18 protein-coding genes are annotated in these 18241 nt (G+C 41.3%); 4 read left to right on the plus strand and 14 right to left on the minus strand.

The features are described 5' to 3' along the window. Positions 1-10: 10 nt before the first annotated feature. From MHI16_RS18195 to MHI16_RS18240, 10 genes are all read right to left on the minus strand, one after another. On the minus strand, positions 11-649 hold the full coding sequence (locus MHI16_RS18195; protein ID WP_061410039.1) for a nitroreductase family protein: 639 nt from the start codon (positions 647-649) through the stop codon (positions 11-13). Between the two features lie 14 nt (positions 650-663). Next, complete coding sequence (locus MHI16_RS18200; protein WP_008345718.1) at positions 664-1107, minus strand: MarR family transcriptional regulator; 444 nt, start codon at positions 1105-1107, stop codon at positions 664-666. Between the two features lie 236 nt (positions 1108-1343). After that, entirely contained in the window at positions 1344-2645 is a 1302-nt protein-coding gene (locus MHI16_RS18205) for a pyrimidine-nucleoside phosphorylase (protein WP_012011779.1), read from the minus strand. A 25-nt stretch (positions 2646-2670) separates the two neighbouring features. Beyond that, the gene (locus MHI16_RS18210) at positions 2671-3852 is read right to left on the minus strand and encodes a NupC/NupG family nucleoside CNT transporter (RefSeq protein ID WP_058013304.1); all 1182 of its coding nucleotides are present in this window, start codon (positions 3850-3852) and stop codon (positions 2671-2673) included. Positions 3853-4018: 166 nt separating this feature from the next. Beyond that, positions 4019-4690 carry a deoxyribose-phosphate aldolase gene (deoC, locus tag MHI16_RS18215; protein ID WP_058013303.1) on the minus strand — a complete coding sequence of 224 codons (672 nt, stop codon included), beginning with the start codon at positions 4688-4690 and terminating at the stop codon, positions 4019-4021. A gap of 83 nt (positions 4691-4773) precedes the next feature. Further along, entirely contained in the window at positions 4774-5718 is a 945-nt protein-coding gene (locus MHI16_RS18220) for a sugar-binding transcriptional regulator (protein ID WP_058013302.1), read from the minus strand. 60 nt (positions 5719-5778) lie between these two features. Then, the gene (locus MHI16_RS18225) at positions 5779-6654 is read right to left on the minus strand and encodes an aldose 1-epimerase family protein (protein ID WP_058013301.1); all 876 of its coding nucleotides are present in this window, start codon (positions 6652-6654) and stop codon (positions 5779-5781) included. Between the two features lie 117 nt (positions 6655-6771). After that, on the minus strand, positions 6772-7233 hold the full coding sequence (locus MHI16_RS18230) for a hypothetical protein (RefSeq protein ID WP_058013300.1): 462 nt from the start codon (positions 7231-7233) through the stop codon (positions 6772-6774). 25 nt (positions 7234-7258) lie between these two features. After that, entirely contained in the window at positions 7259-8050 is a 792-nt protein-coding gene (locus MHI16_RS18235; protein WP_058013299.1) for an SAR2788 family putative toxin, read from the minus strand. A gap of 30 nt (positions 8051-8080) precedes the next feature. Beyond that, positions 8081-8884, minus strand: a complete 804-nt coding sequence (locus tag MHI16_RS18240; protein ID WP_161808665.1) for a S8 family peptidase — start codon at positions 8882-8884, stop codon at positions 8081-8083. 283 nt (positions 8885-9167) lie between these two features. On the opposite strand from MHI16_RS18240, the gene MHI16_RS18245 reads away from it, so the two are divergent. After that, on the plus strand, positions 9168-10988 hold the full coding sequence (locus MHI16_RS18245; protein ID WP_058013297.1) for an acyltransferase family protein: 1821 nt from the start codon (positions 9168-9170) through the stop codon (positions 10986-10988). 137 nt (positions 10989-11125) lie between these two features. Here the strand turns inward: MHI16_RS18245 and MHI16_RS18250 are convergent, their stop codons facing one another. The 3 genes from MHI16_RS18250 to MHI16_RS18260 all read right to left on the minus strand — a co-directional run bounded on the left by MHI16_RS18250 (position 11126) and on the right by MHI16_RS18260 (position 14435). Further along, on the minus strand, positions 11126-12397 hold the full coding sequence (locus tag MHI16_RS18250) for an MFS transporter (RefSeq protein ID WP_058013296.1): 1272 nt from the start codon (positions 12395-12397) through the stop codon (positions 11126-11128). A gap of 236 nt (positions 12398-12633) precedes the next feature. Then, on the minus strand, positions 12634-13731 hold the full coding sequence (locus MHI16_RS18255) for a saccharopine dehydrogenase NADP-binding domain-containing protein (protein WP_058013295.1): 1098 nt from the start codon (positions 13729-13731) through the stop codon (positions 12634-12636). Then, on the minus strand, positions 13728-14435 hold the full coding sequence (locus tag MHI16_RS18260) for a class I SAM-dependent methyltransferase (RefSeq protein ID WP_058013294.1): 708 nt from the start codon (positions 14433-14435) through the stop codon (positions 13728-13730). Before MHI16_RS18260 ends, MHI16_RS18255 begins: the two co-directional genes overlap by 4 nt. Positions 14436-14563: 128 nt before the next feature. Between MHI16_RS18260 and MHI16_RS18265 the strand changes: the two genes are divergently transcribed. Beyond that, positions 14564-15571: a helix-turn-helix transcriptional regulator gene (locus MHI16_RS18265; protein ID WP_058013293.1), complete on the plus strand. Its 1008-nt coding sequence runs from the start codon at positions 14564-14566 to the stop codon at positions 15569-15571. Between the two features lie 37 nt (positions 15572-15608). Here MHI16_RS18265 and yidA read toward each other — a convergent pair whose 3' ends face one another. Continuing rightward, a complete protein-coding gene (gene yidA, locus MHI16_RS18270; protein WP_058013292.1) occupies positions 15609-16421 on the minus strand; it encodes a sugar-phosphatase in 813 nt (270 codons plus the stop codon). A 308-nt stretch (positions 16422-16729) separates the two neighbouring features. On the opposite strand from yidA, the gene MHI16_RS18275 reads away from it, so the two are divergent. Both MHI16_RS18275 and MHI16_RS18280 read left to right on the plus strand, forming a co-directional pair. Then, a complete protein-coding gene (locus MHI16_RS18275; RefSeq protein WP_012011790.1) occupies positions 16730-17089 on the plus strand; it encodes a MerR family transcriptional regulator in 360 nt (119 codons plus the stop codon). Positions 17090-17231: 142 nt separating this feature from the next. After that, on the plus strand, positions 17232-18215 hold the full coding sequence (locus MHI16_RS18280; RefSeq protein ID WP_058013291.1) for a Gfo/Idh/MocA family oxidoreductase: 984 nt from the start codon (positions 17232-17234) through the stop codon (positions 18213-18215). The last annotated feature ends 26 nt before the right edge of the window (positions 18216-18241 follow it).

Raw genomic sequence — 18241 nt, forward strand, 5'->3', positions numbered from 1 at the left:
TTAAAAAATATTATTTCCACTCTGTAATGCGTTCAATCGGTAAGCGGTAAGATGCATAACCTTCGTCAGCAGCTTTCCCAATTGATAACAGCATCACTGGTACAAAACGTTCTTTATCCCAGCCAAATGTTTCAGCGATGACTTCTTTATCAAATCCGCCAATCGGGTTTGTATCATAGCCATGAGCACGAGCAGCAAGCATCAGCTGCATAGACACAAGTCCACCGTCAATTAAGATCGTTTCACGATTCACTTGCTCTGGAAGAGCTTCAAAATGTGCAGTTAATGCAGCAATTTGTCTTTCTTTTACTTCTTGCGGCATGTAGCCATTTTCTACTGCTTTTGAATAAATTTCTTCTAAGTATTCATTGTTTTTCATATCTGCAAACACTGCGATGACAGCTGATGATGTTGCCACTTGTGTTTGGTTGAATTTTGCAAGTGGTGCAAGCTTTTCTTTTCCTTCTGGGCTGTCAATGACCATGAAGCGCCAAGGCTGTGCATTCACTGACGATGGTGCAGTTGTTGCTTCTTCTAGAATCTCTGCCATTTCTTCTTTGCTGATTTTCACAGCTGGGTCATAGTTACGAATGGAGCGGCGTCCTTTCATAATTTCCATAAAATCGTTTGTTTTTAATGTTGTAGCCATGTTGAAACACTCCTTTAGGTTGTTTGAATCTTTTCGATGTTTTGTTGTATTCGGATGAGCACATCAGTGAGAAGCTTTCGTTCTTCGTCACTTACGTTTTCAAGCATTTCTGAGATAAATCGTTCTTTTTCTTTTTTAGAAGCTTCAATTCTCGTTCTGCCTTCTTCTGTCAGACGAACAAGCGTGACTCGATTATCTTCTGGCTTTCTTCTGCGCGTGACCATTCCTTTTGTTTCTAACTGTTTTAAGTGACGCGTCACAGCCGCACTATCAATATTTACTTTTTTCTGCAAATCTGACTGGCTGATTTCGTCTGCTTGAAATAACAGTGAGAGCAACTCTAGTCTTGATTGGCTGATGCCCGTGCATGCTTCGAACTTCACGCCCATCATACGGTTCACACACTGCAAACGGTATAATACCTCTGCTTCTTCAGAGCAAAATGCAGTCAATGCCATCCCCTCTTTTCTATTCAGATCAATTAGTTGATATATCAATCATTGACTCGTCAACTAATATACACCCATTATTTCATGATTGCAAGAGGTTTGTTTCATAAAGTGAAATTTTTTATCTCAATAGAAAAAGACGAGCTGAACGCCCGCCTTTTTAAACACCATACAGGTGGGAATCCCCACCTAAATCTTACATAAAAAAAGGACAAAAGCGACGAAGCACTTTTGTCCTTTTTTCTTTATTCTGTGATCACCGTGTGAATGAGAGTTGGTGCATCAGCATGATCTGCGATGCGGATGTTGTCATAAATTTTCTCCATGACATTCGCAACATCTTCACGATTTGCATGAAGTGTCACGAGTGAATCTCCTTTTTCAACACGATCGCCGACTTTTTTGTTCAGCATGATACCAACAGATAGGTCGATATCGTCCTCTTTTGTTGCACGCCCTGCTCCAAGAATCATCGCTGCAACACCGATTTCGTCTGCGACGATTTCAGCAACGACACCTGCTTCTTTTGCAGGCACTTCGATTTGGTAAGGGGCTTGCGGCAGTTTTTCTGGTTGATCTACAATCGAGCCGTCTCCACCTTGGTTTTCTAAGAATTCCTTGAATTTCTCAAGTGCTTTACCGTTTTTCATGACTTCAATTAGCTTTTCTCTTGCTTCATCAAGCGTTTCTGCTTTTTTCGCAAGAACGACCATTTGACTTCCTAAAGTGAGCACAAGCTCGTTTAAGTCTTCAGGGCCTTCGCCTTTAAGTGTGTCAATCGCTTCTTTCACTTCAAGGGAATTTCCAATCGCTAATCCTAACGGCTGAGACATATCAGAGATGACAGCCATCGTTTGTCTGCCAACGTTGTTTCCGATGCGGACCATGGCTTTTGCAAGCTTCTCAGAGTCTTCAGGTGTTTTCATGAAAGCACCTGCACCTGTTTTCACATCTAATACGATTGCATCTGCGCCAGCAGCAATTTTCTTACTCATAATCGAGCTTGCAATGAGCGGGATCGAGTTAACGGTTCCTGTTACATCACGAAGGGCATAAAGCTTTTTATCTGCTGGTGTCAGGTTGCCTGATTGACCAATGACCGCTACTTTATGACGGTTCACGAGCTCGATGAATTCATCTTTTGTAATTTCTACGTGGAAGCCTTTTACCGCTTCAAGCTTATCCACTGTACCGCCTGTATGTCCAAGACCGCGGCCAGACATTTTCGCAACAGGTACATCAAGTGCAGCCACAAGAGGAGCAAGTACAAGCGTTGTTGTATCACCTACACCGCCTGTTGAGTGCTTGTCTACTTTAATGCCCTCAATGGCAGACAGGTCAATCGTGTCTCCTGAGTTCGCCATAGCGAGCGTTAAGTCAGCACGTTCTTGATCGGTCATATCTTGGAAGAAAATCGCCATAGCCAAGGCACTTGCTTGGTAGTCAGGAATTGTTCCGTCCGTATATCCTTTGACAAAGAAAGAAATTTCCTCTGAAGATAATTCTTTTCCGTCACGTTTTTTCGCAATGATATCTACCATTCTCATTGTTTTCACCATTCCTTTTTTTAAATTAGTAAATCAAACCGACAACACCTGCTGTTAAGAAGCTGACAAGTGTTGCACCAAATAGAAGCTTTAATCCAAAGCGTGCAACCACGTTTCCTTGCTTTTCGTTTAAGCCTTTGACTGCTCCAGCAATGATACCGATAGAAGAGAAGTTCGCAAATGATACAAGGAATACAGAAATGATCGCTTCTGTACGAGCAGTGAAATGGAAAGCATCACCGGACAGGATTTGCATTGCCACAAATTCGTTGGAAACCATTTTCGTTGCCATAATGCTTCCTGCTTGTACTGCTTCGCTCCAAGGTACACCAACAATAAAAGCAAATGGGGCAAATACATAACCAAGTACATCTTGGAAAGAAACACCGATAACAGCTGTAAAGATTCCATTAATCATGGCAATTAATGCAACGAATCCAATCAACATCGCAGCAACAACAATCGCTACTTTGAAACCATCCATAATATATTCACCAAGCATTTCAAAGAAGGATTGCTTTTCTTCTTCAACGACTTCGAGCATGTCTTCGTCCTTAGCTACTTCATATGGATTGATAATAGACGCAATAATAAATCCACCAAATAGGTTCAGCACAAGTGCTGTGACCACGTACTCTGGTTTAATCATTTGCATGTACGCACCGACAATAGACATCGATACGGTCGACATTGCGGATGCACATAATGTATAAAGACGCTGCTGAGGTAATAATCCAAGCTGCTTCTTAATGGAAATAAAGACTTCTGATTGGCCTAAAATTGCAGACGCTACTGCGTTGTAAGATTCTAGTTTCCCCATACCGTTTACTTTGCTGAGCAAATAACCGATTCCGCGTACGATAAGCGGAAGGATACGCCAATGCTGCAAAATACCGATCAATGCTGAAATAAAGACGATCGGCAGTAAGACGTTAATGAAGAAAGTTGATGCCTTATCATTCATTAATCCGCCAAATACGAAGTTGATTCCTTCACCGGCATAGCCTAAAAGCATTTGGAATCCTTTTGCAAAGCCCCCGACTAGGAAGTTCCCAACACCTGTATTGAGCAGAATATAACCTAAAATAAATTGCAGTACAATCATGACAATTACTGGACGGAATTTTACTCGTTTTTTGCCGTTACTAGCAAGCCATGCAATGGCGAGAATCACCAGCAAACCGATGATACCAATCACGTATTTCATGTTTTTCCTCCTCGAATGAATTCGTTTACATTAATGCGCTTGTATGGAACAAACCCTATTTCGTAAACAAAGCGCGGAAGAAATCCCCAGAAGTGAGATCCTCCCGCATATGACTTTTTCATTATTTATGAGTCACGAATGTTATCCTACCATAGGATCGTATGAATTAATAGTCTTTCGAAGGAGCTGATTGATCCCCTTTGATAATAGAAACACCTGCACTCGCACCAATTCGGGTAGCGCCTGCAGCTAGCATTGCATCAACATCTTCTTTTGTTCTCACGCCGCCTGATGCTTTCACACCTATGTCAGGTCCTACTGTTTTACGCATTAATGCGATATCCTCAGCAGTTGCACCACCTGTACTAAATCCAGTCGATGTTTTCACAAAATCAGCGCCAGCTTTCACTGAAAGCTCACAAGCTTTGACTTTCTCTTCATCTGTGAGTAAACACGCTTCAATAATGACTTTCACAAGTGCTTTCCCTTTTGCAGCGTCTACAACTGCACGAATATCTTGCTCAACTGCATCATATTCGCCGTCTTTCAATGCCGCGATATTGATGACCATGTCCACTTCGGTTGCACCGTTCTCAATGGCATCCTTTGTTTCAAATGCTTTCACTGCTGTTGTGTTTGCACCTAGTGGGAAACCGATGACTGTACAAACATCAACGCCTGTTCCTGCTAGTTCTTTCGCCGCAAGAGACACCCATGTTGGATTCACACAAACAGATGCGAACTGATGAGTCTTTGCTTCTTCAAGTAACTGCATGATTGCAGCTTTCGATGTATCTGGTTTTAGTGCTGTATGATCAATGAGCTTTGCTATCGTCATGCTTACACTTCCTTTTATTTATGATACTTTCATCATATATGACCGATGAACAATTGTAAACATAGTTATGAAATTTTGTTCATCTATTTTGTGACATTTAAAAGAGCCTTTGCTGTATGCTGATCAATAATCAATACGTTCGCATATTTTCCTCTTAGTGCCCCGTGGATAGAAGCAACCTTGCGATGTCCACCAGCAACAAGAATAGAACGTTCTTTTGCCCTTAAATCATCAAGCTCCACGCCAATCGTACGGTTGTTAATCGCTTCGCTGCAAATGCGTCCTTCTTGATCATAAAAGCGCGAACAGATGTCGCCAACGCTGGTTGCTTTGAGCAGTGCTTTTTCTTCTTCACGGAAGTAACCAAGTCTAAACAAAAGGGCCTCGTCTCTTACCGTTCCAACAGTGAACACAGCAATATTCGCCTGTTTGCCCATTTCAATGATGCGCTGAATATGTCTGTCCTGTTCAACCATCTCTTTGACGGCAGCACTGTCAAATACAACAGGAAGCGGCAAATAGCGGGGTGCTGTTTGAAAGGCCTCGGCAAACAGCTGGATGGTTTCCGCAGAATATGTATTCACATGGGAGTGGCTAATCCCACCCTTCAGCTGGACAACTTCTACACCTTTGACCTGTTTAGGTTGCATCTTTTGGGCAATTTGATACATGGTAGTTCCCCAGCTCACCCCAACGATATCACCGTCTTTTACTGTGTTTTGCAAGTACTCGGCACCAAATTGGCTCAAGTATTCGGTGATCGTTGGATAATCATCTTTGGGCGAAAATACCACATGAGCTTCGAGCAGGTCATATTTTTCCTTAAGCAATGAAGACAGCTCATTCAAGTCTTCAAACGGGTCCATTACCGTTATCTGGACGTACCCCTTCTCCTTTGCATATTGAAGCAGCCGAGATACAGTTGGTCTCGACAGGTCGAGCTGTTTGGCAATTTCCTGCTGGCTGTAATCTGATAAATAATATAGCCTTGCCGCTTCAATACTCAGTTGTTGTTTCTCCCGATCCATTCGTACGCCTCCTTTTTTCTTCTATCATAACAAATTGTTCAAACTATCATGCACAAATGTTCATTTAAAGAAAATCGTATAGGCGGCTTGGAAGGTCTCATTCTTCTCTAAAGTTTGAATACCGAACTTTTCCTTGTACTGCCCGTTCGTCCCTTCAACATCGGCAATACCGTACCAAGGCTCAATACAAACAAAAGGAGCCATTGTGCCATTTTCTTGATGATAAGGTGACCAAATACCAACGAACGGAAAACCAGTGAGATCAACCTCAAGCCCGTGACCTGCCTGAGACGTCAATGACACTCGATTGATATGACTAAAGATCATCGCATCATGCTGAAAAAGTTCTGGTCGAAGCTGAATTGGTTGAAGCTGAATGCTTTTTTCTTTCTCCCTGACAAGTGAATTTTTCAGTTCATATTGGACAGGAAGATGCTCAGTAGAAGGCGTCAATGTCAGAGAGTAATCTGCTGTGCGCTCTCCTTCAGCAAGCGGGACTTGGAATGCAGGGTGGCCTCCGATGGAGAAATACATCGTGTCATCCCCGGCATAATCAATTTCCCAGGAAATCGTCAGACCATTTTCTGATAGCTCGTACCGAATACGGGCGGTAAATTCATAAGGATACTGCTCGATGTGACGGCCTTTTGATTCATATTGAAAGGTCACTGTATGTTTCGTTTCTTCATGTAAATCAAAATCAACATCACGCAAGAATCCATGCTGCGTGAGCTCATAGGTTTGATCACCTATCTTATATTGGTCATTCTTTAATCGTCCAACAATCGGGAATAAGACAGGCGACACCCTGCCCCAGTAAGCAGGATCGCCAGACCACATATATTGACGTCCACTTTCCTTGTGAAGCACCTCTCTGACCTCGGCACCTCTCTCATTGATTTGAATCAATAATTGATTATTTTCAAGTCTTCTCATTTCACACATCCCCTTTCCATCTTCTTTTATTATGACAGGGATTTTGGTTTTGAGTATAAAAGAGTTATTTATAATAAAAAAGACTTCTCCCTTCTAGGGAAAAGCCTTTAAAATAACTTATTCATCATCTTCTTGTATAGTCCATTTAAGACCTTTGATTTGTTTTAAACTCTCAATTTCTTCTTCGTTTTCAGGAAAAATATAGCTCTCCTCTTCATGTGAGCTTGAAACCATCCACTCTTTTCCATTTTTGAAGAATGATAAATCCTCCAGTAAATTAGGGTGAACCCACCCGTATAGAGAGTTCGAAAGTTCTTTTAACAAATTTTTTGTGTGTTCATTGGCATAATAATAATAAACATAAGCTGTTTGACCATCTCCTAGAATCGTGGTAGCCCACTCAGACTCTTCCTTCATTTCTTTAAGAGATGGTGAAAGTTTATTTAGAATTTCACGATAATCATCAAAATCAGCTAAATCTTTTCTAAAAACTAATTGGAATTCATCACATACTTCACAACATAAATCGATGAGCGCATTGTATTCCTTGTTTCTTGGTTGACGATTAAGAACAATCATCGAAAACCTCCTCTATCTGGATTTCTTATCTAGGAGCGCCAAAAAAAGCATGTGCTCCAGTTCTTTCATATTTACCTTTTAATTTATAAACTGGATGATAGTGATAGTGTTTATTTTTGCCTTTTTTGTCAATTTCCGCACCTATTACTTTTCCAATCGGACTGGCTGCTTTAGCAATAGATTGTGCATTGCTTTTGGAAGTAGACCATGTATCTTTTTTCTGAGCTAATCTTTTTACAGCGTTTGCTCGACTTATCCCTTTTCCAATAAACAAATGAGGTTTATTTTTGTCTCGATAAGCAATAAAGTGATTATGTTTATTGTCTTTCCTTTTTATAAATTCAGAATAAGCAATATAGGTAACACCTACTACTGTTACTGCAAGTCCCAAAGCTAATAAATGTTCTAATAGAACTGCACCAATAGCAATACCAATAGGAATAACAAATGCAAAAGATGCTTGAATATCTTCAGAGTTCACTTCATATTTCTTATCATCTTTTGTATCTTTAAACGTAACATCTAAATTATCATTTATAAGTGTCTGCAAGTCAACTTCATAATCCTTTGAAACCTTTTCACCTTCACTACTAATTTCTTCAGTTTTATAACTGATTTCTGTTGTTTCTTTATTTAGAGTTAGAATACCAGTTACTCCGTCTTGCTCCTGTGAAATTATATATTTTTCATTACTATCTTCTAAAACATGAAAATCTTTTGTGGTAACAGCCTCTGTTTTATTCGGAAATTGGAAAAACAAAGTTATAACCAGCGATAGACATATAACAATTGAGAATAACTTACTTATTTTATTCATCCTAAACTAAACCTCCGAGTTTCCTGTTTATCAATACCATTTTTTTAAGATTTTATATATTTGTTGGTTTAAACTTTCTTCAGAATTAATATTAAAACGTTCCCGGTACTGTAATATTAAGCTTACTACACCTGTAATATGAGCACTCGCTAAAGAGGTGCCACTTTCAATCGCATAGTTGTTATGAGGTCTTAGAACTGGTATATCTACACCAGGAGCAGCAAAATTGTAATTTCCTTTAGATGAAAATTCAGCTACCTTCTTATGCTTATCCACAGCGGTTACAGAAAAAACATTCTCATAAGCAGCTGGGTAATCCATTTTCCTTCCATACTTATTACCAACAGCAGCTACTATAATTATGTTTCTTTGTATTGCTTTGTCTATAATCTTCTTAACAGATGGATCATCTTTCATTAATCCAAAACTAGCATTGATAACATCAATTTTATTATCAATACACCATTGAACAGCTTTGACAAAATTTTTTATTGAACCCTTGCCTTTTGAATCTAGAATTTTAACAGGATATAACTCTACATTCTGTGTTATTCCCACAAGTCCAATTTCATTATCATTAGCTGTGATTATTCCAGCTACAGCAGTTCCGTGCCCTAAACTGTCCTCTTGTTCTCCTCCTGTACCAATTGTGTTAAGTCCTTTTTTAACTTTACCTACCAAATCAGGGTGTGTCCCATCTATCCCACTATCAATTATTGCTATTCGTACACTTTCTCCTTCCCTATTATTTTCCACATATTTTTTTGTTAACTTTATGCTCCATGGAATCTGTTGATGAATATTACTAGTGTAGTTTAAATTTTTTGAGTGCAATTCAAAGCACTTAAAATAAATTAAAAGAACTATTAATATTATCAAAAATCTCTTTATCAAACTATTGATTCATCACCACTCCTTTTTTCATATATTATTCTATATTATGGTTTTTAGTCAATATAAAACCAGATATGTTATATATTAATATTTTGGTTTACAATAAAAATTTATTGAATAAATTCAAACTAAATATTATGCGTTGACGTCTATTATATATACAATATATGAGTAACCATTATTAAATACAGGTTTCTTTACAATTGATGGGGGATTCATTTTCATGAACAGCAAGGAGAATCGTTTACGTTATATATTAGGATTGGATGGGCTAAGAGCCGTTGCTGTATTGGCGGTCATTGCTTATCACTTACATATTGGACCTGCGAGCGGCGGGTTTCTTGGCGTTGATTTGTTTTTTGTAATCTCTGGTTACTTGATCACGACGATCTTGTTACATAAACAGGATCTAAGCTATCAAGAGCTTTTGCCATTTTGGATGGGCCGGATCAGAAGGCTTCTTCCTGCTGCATATGTGATGATTTTCTTAACCGTCAGCTGGTGTGCGATTGCGGGCTCGAATGCACTATTGTCCATTCGTGGCGATGCCTTATCGTCCTTTTTTTATGTCAGTAACTGGTGGTACATCTTCCATCAGCTGTCTTATTTTGATAGCTTCAATGCTGTATCTCCACTGAAAAATTTGTGGTCTTTGGCGATAGAAGAGCAATTTTATATCATTTGGCCGGTACTACTGATTGCAGGTCTAAAATGGGTGAAAAATAGATCCCATCTGCCAATGATCACCTTTGGCCTTGCACTTGTCTCCGCCTTATGGATGGCGATTCTTTATTCACCAGATACGGACCCAAGCAGGGTTTATTATGGAACAGATACTCGTGCATTTGCACTTCTGATTGGGTGCAGCCTGGCATTTGTATGGCCCATGCAAAGACTGTCCAGCAAAAAGCTACTTCCTGTTGGCAAACGTATTTTACATATCGCTGGTTTTGGTTCGTTTGCGATTTTTCTTCTATGTGTTTATGCAGTGGACGAATTTGACGGTTTCCTCTATCAAGGCGGCATGCTTTTATTCTGTCTGAATGCGGCGATTTTAATTGCGTGTATCTGTCACCCTGCAAGCCTACTAGGAAAATGGCTCTCCTATCAGCCACTCGTCTGGCTTGGAAAGCGTTCTTATGGTATTTACCTGTGGCATTATCCCATCATCGTGCTGACCACCCCTGTCATTGAAATTGGACAGCCTTCTATAGGGCGTGTCGCATTGCAGATCATTGCCATTTTACTCATTGCAGAGGCTTCTTACCGCTTCATCGAGCAGCCGATTCGCCGGCTTGGCTTCAGACAATATTTTGCCTCTTGGTCTATTTGGAAAAAGGGGTTCAAACAATGGTCTACGTCTCATAAAGTGTTCCTTGGAATCACTGCAGCTCTTTTAATCTTATTTACCATTGGCATGTCCAGCTCGTCCCATACATCTCCACATGCCAAGGAAGTGACACAAATTAAGACGGCACCGAAAAAGGCAGGAGACTCTGCTGAATCAAAAACGAAGAAAAAGAAAGAAACACACGAGAAGAAAGCAGATCAGAAGCAGTTTCACCAAATCCTTGCTATTGGTGATTCCGTCATGCTAGACATAGCGCCGAATCTTGAAAAAGCATATGCACAAATCACCATCGATGCAAAGGTTGGCAGACAAATGAACGAAGCCGTCAGCATCGCTCCTCAGTATGCTTCATTTAATCATTCTAATGCCGCTGTTATTATTGAGCTTGGCACGAATGGCTATTTTACTGAGGGCACATTGACCACATTTATTCAGCAATTTTCAAAGGCGCACATTTTCCTTGTGAACACGAGAGTCCCGAGGTCTTGGGAAAATGATGTGAATGCCGTCATTCAGCGAGTAGCCGATCAACATTCCAATGTGACCCTGGTCGATTGGCATTCAGCCGCTACCGGACAGCCATCTTATTTTCAGCCTGATGGTGTTCACCTTTCAACAAAAGGCTCTGATACATTGACCCAGCTCATTACAGCGAGCATCAAGAAAAAAGGAGATGTGTCATCGTCATCATAAGAAGACTAGCATCCTGTGAAGAAATTTGTGCAATTGCTCTACTAATAATAGAAGATGAAAAAAAGACATGCTTTCCCATGATTGGAGGCATGTCTTTTTTGTGATGGATGGCAGGAGCATCTGCACTCGGAGCTGCATTATGTTTTACTTTTAAAAGACCAAACTATGACAGGTATGAGAATTAACGATAAAATTCCTCCGCTTAAAGATAATGCAGCATAACTCGTATTCGCAACGATCATTCCTGAAAGAGCACCGCCAGAAGCACCTGCTAACGCCACAAAAACATCGAGTGTTCCTTGGGTTTTTGCCCGGGTTGATGGTTCTGTAGAATCAACTATTTGAGCAGTACCACTAATTAAACCAAAGTTCCATCCCAATCCAAGTAAAGACAGAGCAATGATTAATAGAATCATTGAATCACTTGGTGCGAATGCTGCGAATAAACCAGCAAGTAACAATGTGATGCCCGACGCTATGCTCATAGCTGTTCGTCCTAGTTTATCTACAAGTACACCCGTGAGAGGTGAAGGAAGATACATCGCACCTATATGAAAACCAATCACAATGCCCACTTCGGCTAACCCATGACCATGATGCTGCATATGCACCGGTGTCATGGTCATGAGTGCAACCATGACGATTTGAGTTAAAATCATAACCGTGGCACCTACTGTAAGCCCTTTTCTATCTATTTTTTGATCAGCAGAATCTCGTTTATTTCCATGCCCATGCTCTGCTTTGTAAGCTGCTATTTTTTGGGCAATGACTAACGGATCAGGACGCAGCAGGATAAAAAGGACAAGACCTGCTACAATAAATGCTGCTGCTGATAAAATAAAGGGACCCGCAAGTGCTGGAACACCAATTGATACTGCAAATTCACCCATCATTTCAACTAAATTGGGACCTGCTACTGCTCCAAATGTTGTCATGACCATTGTCATACTAATTGCAGTTGCACGTTGTTTAGAATTCGCTAAGTCAGTCCCAGCATAACGAGCTTGTAAATTTGTGGCTGTTCCTGCGCCGTAAATGAAGAGCGATGCAAATAATATAATGACACTATTCATCATAGCTGCAATCACAACACCAATTGCTCCTAGCCCTCCAGCAACAAAACCTGTCGATAAACCGATGCGCCGTCCATAACGTTGCGAAAGCTTTCCTACAATGAAAGCTGACCCAGCTGACCCCAAAGTAAATAAAGCGATTGGGACTCCTGCATAGGCTTCAGTTCCAAGCATTTGTTGAGCTAAAAGTGCACCTACCGTAATTCCTGCGGCTATACCAGCCCCTCCAAATATTTGCGATAGACTGACAACGAACAATACTCGTTTAAATAATTTTTTCAATTTTTGGGGTGAATCTATATAATTCTTCACTACATCTTGTTCTGTATCTAGCAATTGTAAACACCCACTTGAGATTTATTTGCAAAATGTAACCATTATATCAGTTCAGCCTACAATCCTCGATTCGAATCTTTTTCAATCTCGGCCATTTACATTGAGGACAACTTGTTTTTCAATCAGATCATGAATAAAGCTGCCACATGACTGATCTATTCTTTTGAACTGACACATACCTTAGAGTGAAGATGTCTTCATCTCGTTACCCAGACTAGCATCCTGCTAGTCTTCTTTTATGCCGTTAAAAGGCTGGCTTTCAGCGCTAACACACGCTTTCCCTTCGTTTTTTGATCCACCAACGCAAAATCACCATTCTCATACACTAATGAAAATAATTGTTCGATATGAAACACACCTGTCTGAAACTGCCTGCTCAATAAATGCAGTGCCGCAGCAGAGGCGACTTGAGCTGTTGCTTGAGACTCATCATGCCCTTTTATTCCAAGCGCTGCTTGATGAATCTTGTTCCCCTCCATTCCTGTCGCCTCCACTTTCACTGCATATTGATCTGTTCCCATTTGAGCAGATTGAATCATGGAAATAGCACGTTCCTTGATTTTCGGCACATTGAGGAGGGACGTCATTCCAAGGCTCCTTGTGAAGGCAAATGCCCGCGTCGCCGCGCGAGAATCAAAACAAAGCCTTGTTGTCACAGAAGGCACGCTGAGCGTCAAAGGCAATGTTTGCTGATCAGAGAAAGGGAACTGATAGGCTTGCCGCTTTCCAAGTTTCACACCAAAATCTATACGCTTGCCTCCGGTAAAGCTTTTGACTCTTTTATGCTGATGATGCTTAGTAATCACATAGTCAGTATGGACATTGTCAAGCGTCCATTCAATGGCGGCTTTTCCATGCTGATCACCCAATCCAAGCATAATCCCTATATCTATTTGATTCACTGATGAGAGCATAGATGATGCTTTTGCTGCCAATAAGTTCGTAAGACCAGGCGCAAGCCCGACACTGAGTAAAGCCGTTGCACGGGTGTGCTGCTGATCCAGCTTTGCCACCTGTTCCATGTACGACCCTTTCGCAGAGATATCTATATAATCAATACCTGACCGCAGAACTGTTTCGGCAAATGACGGATCTTCTTGATCAAGGCACATGATCACCAGTTTTGTTTGATCCACCCAGTCCGAAAATAACGGCTCACTGACATCTAGTTGATAGGGAAGAACTTTCCCTTTTGTCTGGCGTGAAAATTTCTCTGCCTTCTCATAGCTTCTGCCTGCCGCTACAATTTGCCCGGGATACACTTCGCTTAGCTGAAGACATATTTGCTGTCCAACATGTCCATAGCCGCCTATTACCATCACCTGTGATCTCATTTCTCATCCGCCTCTCTACGACCTCGCTTACAAACAAGCCCCTTAATCATTCCTGCCTGAAAATAAGGTCTGATGTCTTCAAATCCTGCTTTGATTAAATGCTCTTTTATTTCTTCATCGGGAACAGGGTGTGTCGTGTGTCCCAGCCTGTTTTTAAAGGACGTAAACACTTCTTTTTCTAGGCCTTGTCGCTGCATGAAAAGAGAAAGCATGTGAAGCTCCTGTTGAAATACTTGGGACTTCAACTCTCCCTGTATAAATGCCAAGACAAACGGCGCACCTGGTTGAAGCCTGCGGGCAACCTCCTCTAAAAAGGGCTGGCGCTTTTCTATAAAATGAATGACAAGCAAGCTCACCGCTGCATCGTAAACAGTTTCAGCTGAAACTTTATCTAATGAGGCCTCATGCCATGTGACACACGCCTCCAACTGAAGCTGTGCAACTCGCTGTTTCGCCATGTCCAGCATAGAAGGTGACGGATCGACCCCTGTGATGAGCCAGTCTTCCTTTCTTTGAAGCATGTTGATGATCTCTTCGCCCCCGCCCGCTCCAACAGTCAGGATGCAGGAAGCCTCCCCCTTTAATTCAGTTTCTAATACGTCTATTGTCATCTCATGCAATAGCTGATAGCCGGGTACTTTATGGGCAATCGTCGCTGCATATGACTCAGCAACGGGATCGTGCCAATGCTGATTTCCTTTCATATCCTTCTCCTCAGTTCCTTTCCGCTTTACATCGTTTCCTGTACACTAACGGTATGACATCTTTATTGTAAAAAGAGACAACAGAAAACACGATCCCTAAAAGTGGGGATTTTTGAGGAGGAGATCATGTGACCAATCCAGCCACTCATTTTCAGCAGCTGAGACAACACATTCGGGACGAACTTGCTGCCGTCCTTGATTTTGATGCCGCTTGTATCACGACCATTGATCCAGCCACTCTCCTCTCGACAGGTTCCTTCACAGATGAACCGATTGAAGAAATTCATGACCAGCTGTTTCAAAATGAGTTCTTAAAAAAGGACGTGCATCAGCATGAGACTCTAGCCAAAGGCCCTGTTCATGCTGCTAGCCTAGTCCAAAGCGGGGAATATCTCGACAGTGAGCGCTACCAAGACATTTTGTTACCTAAAGGATGGTCTGATGAATTGCGGGCAGCTCTTGTAATTCAAGGAGAATGCTGGGGCATTGCCAGCCTCTATCGTCTAAAGGACAAGGAACCTTTTCAAGAAAAAGATATCCGAATGGTCATCGAACAAACGCCTAGACTCGCAGCCAAGCTGAGAGATGAACTTTTCAAGAAAAGAGATACGGAAGAGGACGCGGCGGCGGAGCAGCAAGGCTTCCTCATTCTCTCGCACGATTACAACCTTCTTTATGGAAATGAAACGGGTCTTCATTGGCTTCAGACGTTTCAAGCCTTTGAACAAATCCATGACAAGGCGATTATGCCGCGCCCGTTTAGAGCATTAGGGGCTAAACTTTTATACGGCGGTATTGAGCAAACAGCGGCAAGTATGACACGATTGCCTACGGGGCTGTTCCTCTCTCTTCAAGCATTTCGATTAACTCAGGCAGCAGGGCAGGAAGAAGCTGTCATGATTCACATCAAGAGAGCCCAAACCAATGATATTCTTCCTTATGCGGCAAAAACGTACAAGCTGACAGAAAGAGAGATGAACGTCCTAGACTGCTTATTAAAGGGACAGTCTACAAAGGAAATTGCCAGTACTTTATTTATTTCAACCCATACCGTCCATGACCATGTGAAGGCGATGCTGCAAAAGACAAATTTGAGCAACAGACGGATGCTTGTTTACTTTTTCTCTCACATATAAAAAAAGCGGCTACCTCACTGGTAGACCGCTTTTTTGTTTATTTTCCTAGAACTAACTCATGCAGGATATGTGCAACGCCGGCTTCATTATTGGATTTTGTCACAACATCCGCTACTGATTTGACATCATCAATGGCATTTCCCATGGCAACGCCGCAGCCCGCAAATTCCAGCATCGATACGTCGTTCCCATTGTCACCAATGGCCATGACCTCTTCACGAGCAATCCCCAGCTCTTTCGCTAGAAGCTTCACGGCATTCCCTTTACTAACTTCAGGATGCAGGATTTCAAGGAAGAAATCTGTGCTTTTCACCATCATGTACTTGTCTTTTACTTCAGATGGAATGGCTTGTATCGTCTTTTCCAACCGTTCTGGCTGATCAATATACATCATCTTCGGAAGTCTCATTGATGGATCTGCCTCTTCAACAGGTAAATATTTAAGCGGCAGCTTTGTTAAATAAGATTCAAGTACTGTGTACTCACTAATATCACGATTCGGTGTGTACAAATGAGCGGAATCGAAATAATGCATCGGTGTATCAAGCTCACGGCTCAGCTTATATAAAGAAGTTAAATCCTCATAGGATAACGTCAGTTCTGACACTACTTCATTTGTGTGACTGTTTTGAACAAGCGCCCCATTGTAGGCAATCACATAATCTCCCTCTTGATTGAGCTGAAGATCATCTAGATAGCGATTCACTCCGCCAATAGGCCGTCCTGTACATAATACAATTTTAACGCCCTCTGCTTTCGCCTGTTGAATGGCTTCAAACACCTCATCCGGCACCATATGTTGATCATTTAATAACGTACCATCCATATCAATTGCAACTAATTTATACATTCACTGGTCCCCTTTTCTCAGCAAAAACGTGCTGCACTATTTTGAGCCATCATCTATATGATGACAGGTTATATCATTACTATTTACCTATTTTAGCCTATCGTTTTTTCATCACGCTGTCTACTTGTTCTCACCTGTAACAAAATTGTCATAAGCCTTCTCTATTATATCGTATTCTATTCATCCTGCTTTAAATAGAGTTTCTGCCTTTTTCCAACGTGAAAATGAAGACAAATGTTCACCACTGAATATTTTGAAACTAGCAAATCTAATTGTATGATGGATAGCAAAGAAAGGAGGTGCAGGGAATGATTACTTTTACTAGAGGTAAATTGTCAAAAATGTCTGGTGTACATATTGAAACCATTCGTTTTTATGAAAATGAGGGTGTGCTCCCCGAACCAAAGAGAGCACACAATGGCTATCGTTTATATGATAAAAAATATGTACTCATGCTATCCTTTATCACAGAAGCTAGAAAGCTAGATTTCTCACTCAAAGAAATTCGCGAAATTATCAAATCGCTATTTGAAAAACAATCAAAGACAGAAGCTGAACAGCTGCTCGAACAAAAGGTTGAGGATATTCAACACTCCATTCATGAGTTAAAGAAGAGGAAAGCTGCCATTCAATTGTTAACAAAACAAACATTAGCGAACATCAGCTAAGTAAGGGCTGCCAAAGATGTGCCAGTGTTTGCCGCTGGCGCCCCTCTCCGCCCAGGTGCCAAGTGCGCGTGCAATTCAAACATCAGTTATACTAGAGACAGCTTTACTTGATATCAAACGAGTGGAAGGGGTTTTGAATAGAATGAACATTGCAACCATTGGAACAGGTGTGATTGTGGAAAGCTTCTTGCAAGCGATTGACCAGCTTGACGGCGCTTCTTGTCATGCCGTCTATTCAAGAAAGGAAGCAACGGCAAAGAAGCTCGCAGACCAATTTGGTGTAAAAACGACTTATACAGATTTAACGGCTATGCTAGAAGATCCAAATATTGAAGCCGTTTATATTGCATCACCGAATCGATTACATAGCGAACATGCCACGGCTGCATTAAGAAACGGAAAACATGTGATTTGCGAAAAGCCTTTCACCTCTAATGTCAAAGAGCTGGAAGCCTTAATCGCACTCGCAAAGGAAAAGCAGCTTCTCCTATTTGAAGCCATTACGACTGTTCATATGCCAAACTATCATTTAATCAAAAAACACCTTCATCAATTAGGTAAAATCAAACTGGTTCAATGCAACTATAGTCAATATTCAAGCAAATATAATCAGCTGCTAGCCGGCGAAACGCCAAATGTCTTTAACCCTGAATTCTCAGGAGGAGCATTGATGGACATTAATATCTATAATGTCCATTTCATCATGAATCTCTTCGGATCACCGGAGCAGGTCCGCTACCAGGCAAACCGTCACCCAAATGGCATCGATACATCTGGTGTTTTAACTTTCACCTACAATGATTTCATTGCGACAAGTGCCGGCAGTAAGGATACAAGCAGCATGAATTTTGCATTGATTCAAGGAGAAAAGGGCTTCATTCATGTGAAAAATGGGGCGAATGGCTGCGAGGAAGTGCTGCTTCATGTGAATGACCAGGTGATCTCACTCAATGCACAAACAAATTCAAACCGCCTGTTTTATGAAGCAGAGGCTTTTCAGCACATCATTGAAACAAATAATCATGAACAGTGCTATGCATGGCTTGATGAAAGTCTCTCCGTCATGAAAGTCCTTGATGCCGCAAGAAAAGATGCAGGTATTGTTTTCCCAGCAGATCAATTTTAATGAAAAAACCGCCTTCTATGAGAGGG

Origin of the sequence: Bacillus sp. FSL K6-0923 (assembly GCF_038630825.1) — a bacterium.
Classification (GTDB): Bacteria; Bacillota; Bacilli; order Bacillales; family Bacillaceae; genus Bacillus; species Bacillus pumilus.

Excerpts from the sequence above, each read along its gene's own strand:
- MHI16_RS18195 (WP_061410039.1), bottom strand. The coding sequence starts at position 649 with ATGGCTACAACATTAAAAACAAACGATTTTATGGAAATTATGAAAGGA.
- MHI16_RS18255 (WP_058013295.1), bottom strand. The coding sequence starts at position 13,731 with ATGAGATCACAGGTGATGGTAATAGGCGGCTATGGACATGTTGGACAG.
- MHI16_RS18280 (WP_058013291.1), top strand. The coding sequence starts at position 17,232 with ATGAACATTGCAACCATTGGAACAGGTGTGATTGTGGAAAGCTTCTTG.
- MHI16_RS18275 (WP_012011790.1), top strand. The coding sequence starts at position 16,730 with ATGATTACTTTTACTAGAGGTAAATTGTCAAAAATGTCTGGTGTACAT.
- MHI16_RS18220 (WP_058013302.1), bottom strand. The coding sequence starts at position 5,718 with ATGGATCGGGAGAAACAACAACTGAGTATTGAAGCGGCAAGGCTATAT.
- MHI16_RS18245 (WP_058013297.1), top strand. The coding sequence starts at position 9,168 with ATGAACAGCAAGGAGAATCGTTTACGTTATATATTAGGATTGGATGGG.
- MHI16_RS18200 (WP_008345718.1), bottom strand. The coding sequence starts at position 1,107 with ATGGCATTGACTGCATTTTGCTCTGAAGAAGCAGAGGTATTATACCGT.
- MHI16_RS18260 (WP_058013294.1), bottom strand. The coding sequence starts at position 14,435 with ATGAAAGGAAATCAGCATTGGCACGATCCCGTTGCTGAGTCATATGCA.
- deoC (WP_058013303.1), bottom strand. The coding sequence starts at position 4,690 with ATGACGATAGCAAAGCTCATTGATCATACAGCACTAAAACCAGATACA.
- MHI16_RS18230 (WP_058013300.1), bottom strand. The coding sequence starts at position 7,233 with ATGATTGTTCTTAATCGTCAACCAAGAAACAAGGAATACAATGCGCTC.
- MHI16_RS18235 (WP_058013299.1), bottom strand. The coding sequence starts at position 8,050 with ATGAATAAAATAAGTAAGTTATTCTCAATTGTTATATGTCTATCGCTG.
- yidA (WP_058013292.1), bottom strand. The coding sequence starts at position 16,421 with ATGTATAAATTAGTTGCAATTGATATGGATGGTACGTTATTAAATGAT.
- MHI16_RS18225 (WP_058013301.1), bottom strand. The coding sequence starts at position 6,654 with ATGAGAAGACTTGAAAATAATCAATTATTGATTCAAATCAATGAGAGA.
- MHI16_RS18205 (WP_012011779.1), bottom strand. The coding sequence starts at position 2,645 with ATGAGAATGGTAGATATCATTGCGAAAAAACGTGACGGAAAAGAATTA.
- MHI16_RS18210 (WP_058013304.1), bottom strand. The coding sequence starts at position 3,852 with ATGAAATACGTGATTGGTATCATCGGTTTGCTGGTGATTCTCGCCATT.